Source organism: Pseudomonas sp. Sample_14, from assembly GCF_004307515.1.
In the GTDB taxonomy this organism is placed as follows: domain Bacteria; phylum Pseudomonadota; class Gammaproteobacteria; order Pseudomonadales; family Pseudomonadaceae; genus Aquipseudomonas; species Aquipseudomonas atacamensis.
This window is the reverse complement of record NZ_RCOC01000073.1, coordinates 42285-49162: the sequence shown is the minus strand read 5'-3', so window position 1 is coordinate 49162 and position 6878 is coordinate 42285. Positions and strand designations below refer to the sequence as shown.

Annotated in this window: 6 protein-coding genes; 4 read left to right on the top strand and 2 right to left on the bottom strand. The window is 62.1% G+C overall.

Annotated elements, in window-relative coordinates:
• On the bottom strand, window positions 1-1355 hold a 1355-nt coding region (argS, locus tag D8U61_RS18025; RefSeq protein WP_130927404.1), incomplete at its 3' end, for an arginine--tRNA ligase.
• Between argS and D8U61_RS28235 the strand changes: the two genes are divergently transcribed.
• The gene (locus D8U61_RS28235) at window positions 1354-1476 is read left to right on the top strand and encodes a hypothetical protein (protein ID WP_016772057.1); all 123 of its coding nucleotides are present in this window, start codon (window positions 1354-1356) and stop codon (window positions 1474-1476) included. The genes argS and D8U61_RS28235 overlap by 2 nt on opposite strands.
• Window positions 1477-1594: 118 nt before the next feature.
• On the opposite strand, the gene D8U61_RS18020 is transcribed toward D8U61_RS28235, so the two are convergent.
• The gene (locus D8U61_RS18020; protein ID WP_110602589.1) at window positions 1595-3814 is read right to left on the bottom strand and encodes a primosomal protein N'; all 2220 of its coding nucleotides are present in this window, start codon (window positions 3812-3814) and stop codon (window positions 1595-1597) included.
• 284 nt (window positions 3815-4098) lie between these two features.
• Between D8U61_RS18020 and rpmE the strand changes: the two genes are divergently transcribed.
• The 3 genes from rpmE to D8U61_RS18005 all read left to right on the top strand — a co-directional run bounded on the left by rpmE (window position 4099) and on the right by D8U61_RS18005 (window position 6597).
• Window positions 4099-4320, top strand: coding sequence for a 50S ribosomal protein L31 (gene rpmE, locus D8U61_RS18015; RefSeq protein WP_016772055.1), 222 nt, complete (start codon window positions 4099-4101; stop codon window positions 4318-4320).
• A gap of 41 nt (window positions 4321-4361) precedes the next feature.
• Entirely contained in the window at window positions 4362-5144 is a 783-nt protein-coding gene (locus D8U61_RS18010) for a thermonuclease family protein (RefSeq protein WP_130927403.1), read from the top strand.
• 184 nt (window positions 5145-5328) lie between these two features.
• Window positions 5329-6597, top strand: coding sequence for a malic enzyme-like NAD(P)-binding protein (locus D8U61_RS18005; protein ID WP_016772053.1), 1269 nt, complete (start codon window positions 5329-5331; stop codon window positions 6595-6597).
• Window positions 6598-6878 lie beyond the last annotated feature (281 nt).

The following is a 6878-nucleotide window of genomic DNA, read 5'->3' as shown; positions in this document are numbered from 1 at the left end:
AGCATCAGGTCGAAGTTGAAGCTGTAGTCGCTGGTGCGGTGCTTGGACAGGTCGGCGTATTTCACCGCGCCGATGCCAACAACCTTGGCGATGTTGCGCAACTCGTCTTCGGCCAGGGTCGGGTTCTTCTCTTTCACCAGGTTGTAGGCACGTTCCTGGGCTTCGGTCAGCAGGTCGATCAGCTTCACGGTGCCGCCATCACGGGTCTTGAACGGACGGCCATCGGCGCCGTTCATGGTGCCGAAACCCATGTGTTCCATTTCCATCGGATGGGTGACGAAACCGGCCTTGCGCGCCACCGCGAAGACCTGCTGAAAGTGCAGGGCCTGGCGCTGGTCGACGAAGTACAGCGCACGATCAGCCTTGAGCTTGCCGCTGCGGTAGCGCACGGCCGCCAGGTCAGTGGTGGCGTACAGGTAACCGCCGTCGGCCTTGACGATGATCACCGGCAGCGGGTCGCCATCGGCGTTCTTGAACTCGTCGAGGAACACGCACTGGGCGCCGTTGCTCTCGACCAGCATGCCGGCAGCCTTGAGGTCGTTGACCACATTGATCAGGTCATCGTTATAGGCGCTTTCGCCCATGACGTCGGCCATGGTCAGTTTGACGTTGAGCAGTTCGTAGATCTTCTGGCAGTGCGACAGCGAGATATCTTTGAACTTGGTCCACAGTGCCAGGCATTCGGCATCGCCAGCCTGCAACTTGACCACCAGGCCACGGGCGCGGTCGGCGAATTCTTCGGACTCGTCGAAACGCTGCTTGGCCGCACGGTAGAAGTTTTCCAGGTCGGACAGCTCGTCGCTGGTGATCGGGTTTTCCTGCAGATAAGCCATCAGCATGCCGAACTGAGTGCCCCAGTCGCCAACGTGGTTCTGGCGGATCACCTCGTCGCCGAGGAACTCAAGCACCCGGGCCACGCCGTCGCCGATGATGGTCGAGCGCAAGTGGCCGACGTGCATCTCTTTGGCCAGGTTCGGCGCCGACAGGTCGACCACGGTGCGCTGCGCCGGGCCGGCCTTGCGCACGCCGACATGGGCGTCGGCCAGCGCGGCGTCGAGGCGCGAGGCCAGGGCCTGGGTGTTCTGGAAGAAATTGATGAAGCCCGGGCCGGCGATTTCGGCCTTGGTGACGTTCTCGTCAGCGGGCAGGGCGGCGATGATTTTCTCCGCCAGATCGCGCGGCTTCATGCCGGCAGGCTTGGCCAGCATCATGGCGATGTTGCTGGCGAAGTCGCCGTGGGTCTTGTCGCGGGCGTTCTCCACCTGGATCGCCGGCGTCAGGCCTTCAGGCAACACACCTTCGTTGACGAGTTGGGTGAGGGCTTGCTGGATCAGCTGGCGAATGGTGTCTTTCATGGTCTTCTCTTTCGACCGCAAGCGCGGCGGGCGCATCGATGCGCGGGTGGAAAAACTGGGCATTATCCGTTGCGAAGACGGGCTTGCCAACCTTAGCAGGCAGGATGTGGATATGTGGTGACAAAAAGTCCGCTTTCGCGAGCAGGCTCGCTCCCACAAGGTTTTGCGCAGGACCCACAAGGTATGTACGGCGCTGATCCACTGTGGGAGCGAGCCTGCTCGCGAAAGCGATCTTCAGCTCAATACAGATCCACCGGATCAACATCCAGCGACCAGCGCACCGCCCGCCCACTCGGCATCTGCTCCAGCACCAGCATCCAGCTGGCCAGCAAGCGGTGCAACGGCGCCCGCGCGGTCGCCTGCAACAACAGTTGCGCGCGATAACGCCCGGCACGGCGCTCCATCGGTGCCGGCACCGGCCCGAGCAGCTCGATGCCGCTCAGATTCAATTCGGCCAGCAGGCGTTCGGCCGCGCTGCACGCTTCGTCGAGAAAACCTTCCGCCTGCCCCGGCTTGTGCGCTTCGGCGCGCAGCAGCGCCAGATGGGCGAACGGCGGTAATCCGGCCGCGCGGCGTTCGCTCAGGGCTTGTTCGGCGAAGGCGAAATAACCCTGCTCGGTCAGTTGCACCAATAAAGGATGGTCGGCCAAATGCGTCTGGATGATCACCTTGCCCGGCTCTTCAGCCCGCCCGGCACGCCCGGCGACCTGGACGATCAACTGCGCCATGCGCTCGCTGGCGCGGAAGTCGCCGGAAAACAGACCACCGTCGGCATCCAGGATTGATACCAGCGTCACCCTTGGGAAATGGTGCCCTTTGGCCAACATCTGCGTGCCGACCAGAATGCACGGCTGACCCTTTTGAATCGTCGCAAACAGCTGATTCATCGCGTCCTTGCGCGATGTACTGTCGCGATCGACGCGCAGTACCGGGTAATCCGGGAACAGAATCGCCAGACGCTCTTCGGCGCGTTCGGTGCCGGCGCCGACCGGGCGCAGATCGACCTTGCTGCACTTCGGGCACTGGCGTGGCGTGCGCTCAACGTTGCCGCAATGATGGCAGCGCAACTCGCCGTAACGCTGGTGCACGGTCATGCGCGCATCGCAGCGCGAGCATTCGGACATCCAGCCGCAATCGTGGCAGAGCAAGGTAGGGGCAAAGCCGCGCCGGTTGAGGAACACCAGCACCTGCTGGCCGTTGGCGAGGGTCTGGCCGATGGCTTGCTGCATCGGCCCGGAAATACCGCTGTCGAGCGGACGGCTTTTCACGTCCAGACGCAGGAAGCGCGGTTGCTTGGCGCCGCCAGCGCGTTCGTTCAGGCGTAACAGGCCGTAGCGCCCCGTGTAAGCGTTGTGCAGGCTCTCCAGCGACGGCGTAGCGGAGCCGAGCACGATCGGGATGTTTTCCTGCCGTGCGCGTACCAGCGCCAGATCGCGAGCGTGGTAGCGCAGACCTTCCTGCTGTTTATAGGAGCCGTCGTGTTCTTCATCGATGATGATCAGCCCGGGATTTTTCATCGGCGTGAACAGGGCCGAACGGGTGCCGATAATAATGTCGGCCTCGCCATCACGGGCGGCGAGCCAGGCTTCCAGGCGTTCGCGATCATTTACCGCCGAGTGCAGCAGGGCGATCCGCGCGTTGAAGCGCTGTTCGAAACGCGCCAGGGTCTGCGGGCCGAGGTTGATCTCCGGAATCAGTACCAGGGCCTGTTTGCCGGCTTCGAGGGTCTCGCGAATCAGTTGCAGATAGACTTCGGTCTTGCCGCTGCCAGTGACACCAGCCAGGAGAAAAGCGTGGTAACTGTCGAAGCCGGCGCGAATCGCTTCATACGCCGCGCGCTGTTCGCTATTGAGCGGCAGCTCCGGTTGCGCCAGCCAGTGTTCATGGCGAACGCCGGGGGCGTGGCGGCGGATTTCGACCTGCACCAGCCCCTTGGCCAGCAGCAGATCGAGGCTGTCCTTGCTCAGCATCAGTTTGCTCAACAACTGATGGGCGACGCCGTGGGGGTGCTGGGCCAGCGTGGTCAGCGCCTCGCGCTGGCGTGGCGCGCGGGCCACTCGCGGGTCGTCAACGCTGGCGCCCGGAGCAATCGACCAGAAGCGTTCCTGCCGGGCCTCGGCCAGCTCGCCCTGACGCAGCAGCACCGGCAAGGCCCAGTTCAAGGTGTCGCCGAGGCTGTGCTGGTAATACTGCGCGGTCCACAGGCACAGCTTGAACAGCGCTGGCGGCAGTGGCGAAGTCGTATCGAGGAGGGCCAGCGCCGGCTTGAGTTTTTCTGCCGGCACTTCGCTGGTGTCGGTGACCTCGACCAGAATCCCGATCATCTCGCGCCGACCGAACGGCACCCGCAGGCGCATGCCCGGCTGCAATTGCTCGCGCCGCACCCCGGCCGGCGCCCGGTAATCGAACAGGCGGCGCAGAGGCGAAGGCAGAGCAAGGCGCAGAATGGCGTCGGGCACGCGGGGGGATCTCGATACGCAAAATGATCGGATATGCATGACCTGTGGCAGCGAACCTGCTCGCGAAGGCGGTGGGTCAGGCAACACATGTGTCGACTGACCTGGCGTCTTCGCGAGCAGGCTCGCTCCCACAGGGAAGTGCGTTCAAGGCCGGGAGCCTAGCAGACGGTCGGTCTCGGTGACAGCTTGCGCGATTGAAAAGGTCTGGTAGAATCCGCGGCCTAATTACGTGCGGTATTCAACAATAGTGTTGGGTGGCGGCACGCTAGCCTGAGGAAGACACCATGAAAGCCGAAATCCATCCGAACTACCCGGAAATCGCTGTTACCTGCAGCTGCGGTAACAAGTTCGAAACTCGTTCGACCTACGGCAAAGCCCTGGCGATCGACGTTTGCAACGAATGCCACCCGTTCTACACCGGTAAGCAGAAGACTCTGGACACCGGCGGCCGCGTGCAGAAGTTCGCAGACCGTTTCGCTACTTTCGGCGTCGGCAAAAAAGCCTGAGGCTGATCATTTTGGATGGTCGTTTCGACTTCTCCAGACTGATGAAAAAGGCGTCCCTTGCGGGCGCCTTTTTTGTGTCTGCGATTTGGCTGTCCGCCGCCCAGGCCTTTTGTCCGGCACCCGCAGGTCTGGCCAGCGTTTCCGTGCAGCGGGTGGTCGATGGCGACACCCTGCGCCTCAGCGACGGGCGCAATGTGCGCATGATCGGCCTCAATACGCCGGAGCTGGGCAAGCAGGGCCGCAGCGACGAACCCTTCGCCGTGGCAGCGCGCAAACGCCTGCAAGCGCTGGTCGATGACAGCGGCGGCCGGGTCGGTCTGCGTCCCGGCAAGCAGGCGAAAGACCATTACGGGCGTACGCTGGCGCATGTTTACAGCGTCAGCGGTGCCAATCTCGAAGCGCAGATGCTTGCCGATGGCCTGGGTTTTCAGGTCGCGGTGGCGCCGAATGTCGATCTGGTCGCCTGCCAACAGGTCGCCGAACGCAGCGCGCGACGAGCCGGGCTTGGTCTCTGGCGGCAATCGCCGGTGCAGAAAGCGCAGCAGATCCAGCGTTCGGGCTTTGCCGTAGTCAGCGGTCGGGTGAGCAAGGTGCTGCGCAATCGCGGCGGAATCTGGATCGAGTTGCAAGACACGCTTGTATTGCGGGTTGCACCCAATCTGCTCGGACAATTTGACAGTGCTGGTTTGCAAGCATTGAAAGGCAGGCAGATCGAGGCGCGTGGCTGGGTGGTTGACCGATCCCGGCGCGGTGGTCTGCAAAAAGGTCAGGCGCGCTGGTTGCTGCCGTTGACCGATCCTTCGATGCTGCACGTACCGCGCTGAAGAAAAATTGTAGACATTTTTCTGATTGATTGTGAACAGTCCAGCCCTTGTACGCCGTGGCTCTTGGCCCAAAGTCGTAGGGCAGGGCGCTTGACAGCGGTGACTGCCCAGTCTTGTGGGGACTTTGCGAGGCGCGTATCCTCGCTGACCAGTCTGTCCAACAGTAAAAAAGCGGAATGCCAAAATGTCTGATCTGAAAACTGCCGCTCTCGAATACCACGCCAATCCTCGTCCGGGGAAGCTGAGTGTCGAGCTCACCAAGGCCACTGCTACCGCCCGCGACCTGTCGCTGGCCTACAGCCCCGGCGTAGCTGAACCAGTACGCGAGATCGCTCGCGATCCTGAACTGGCCTACAAATACACCGGCAAGGGCAACCTGGTGGCAGTCATTTCCGACGGCACCGCGATTCTCGGCCTGGGCAACCTCGGCCCACTGGCTTCCAAGCCTGTAATGGAAGGCAAGGGCGTACTGTTCAAGCGTTTCGCCGGCATCGACGTATTCGACATCGAAGTCGACTCCGAAAGCCCGCAAGCCTTCATCGACACCGTCAAGCGCATCTCCATCACCTTCGGTGGCATCAACCTGGAAGACATCAAGGCGCCAGAGTGCTTTGAGATCGAACGCGCTCTGATCGAGCAGTGCGATATTCCGGTGTTCCACGATGACCAGCACGGCACCGCGATCGTGACCGCTGCGGGCATGATCAACGCCCTGGAAATCGCTGGCAAAACCCTGCCGGAAGCGAAGATTGTCTGCCTCGGCGCCGGTGCTGCCGCCATCTCCTGCATGAAACTGCTGGTGAGCATGGGCGCTCGCATCGAAAACATCTTCATGGTTGACCGTACCGGCGTGATCCACTCCGGCCGTGACGACCTGAACCAGTACAAAGCCGTGTTCGCCCACGCTACCGAGAAGCGCACCCTGGCAGACGCACTGGCAGGCGCTGACGTATTCGTCGGTCTGTCCGGTCCGAACCTGCTGAGCGCCGAAGGCCTGCTGTCGATGGCGGCCAACCCGATCGTCTTCGCCTGCTCCAACCCGGATCCGGAAATCTCCCCGGAACTGGCGCACGCCACCCGTAGCGACGTGATCATGGCCACCGGCCGTTCGGACTACCCGAACCAGGTCAACAACGTGCTGGGCTTCCCTTTCATCTTCCGTGGTGCCCTGGACGTTCGCGCCAAGCGCATCAACGAAGAAATGAAAGTCGCCGCCGCCAACGCCCTGCGCGAACTGGCCAAACTGCCTGTTCCACAGGACGTGTGCGATGCCTACGGCGGTGCTCCGCTGGAATTCGGCCGTGAGTACATCATTCCGAAACCAATGGACAAGCGCCTGATCACCCTGATCTCCGACGCCGTGGCCAAGGCTGCGATCGAGACCGGCGTGGCCACCCTGCCGTATCCGAAGAACTACCCGCTGAAAAGCGTGGATGACGTGTTCAACGGCTAAGCCGTTGTAGCGCTTCAAACAAAAGCCCCGGCTCGCGAGAGTCGGGTTTTTTTTTGTTTTCGGGAGTTCTCAGGATCGCATTTCATATCGACAAGGACCCTCACCCTAGCCCTCTCCCAGAGGGAGAGGGGATTGACCGAGGTGTTCGACGCCCTTCATCGACCTGAGAGAGTGGTGTCGATTATGGATTCGGCACAACACTTTCAGGTCGATGTAGCTCCCCAAGCATCCCCCGATCAGTCCCCTCTCCCTCCGGGAGAGGGTTAGGGTGAGGGGCTCTT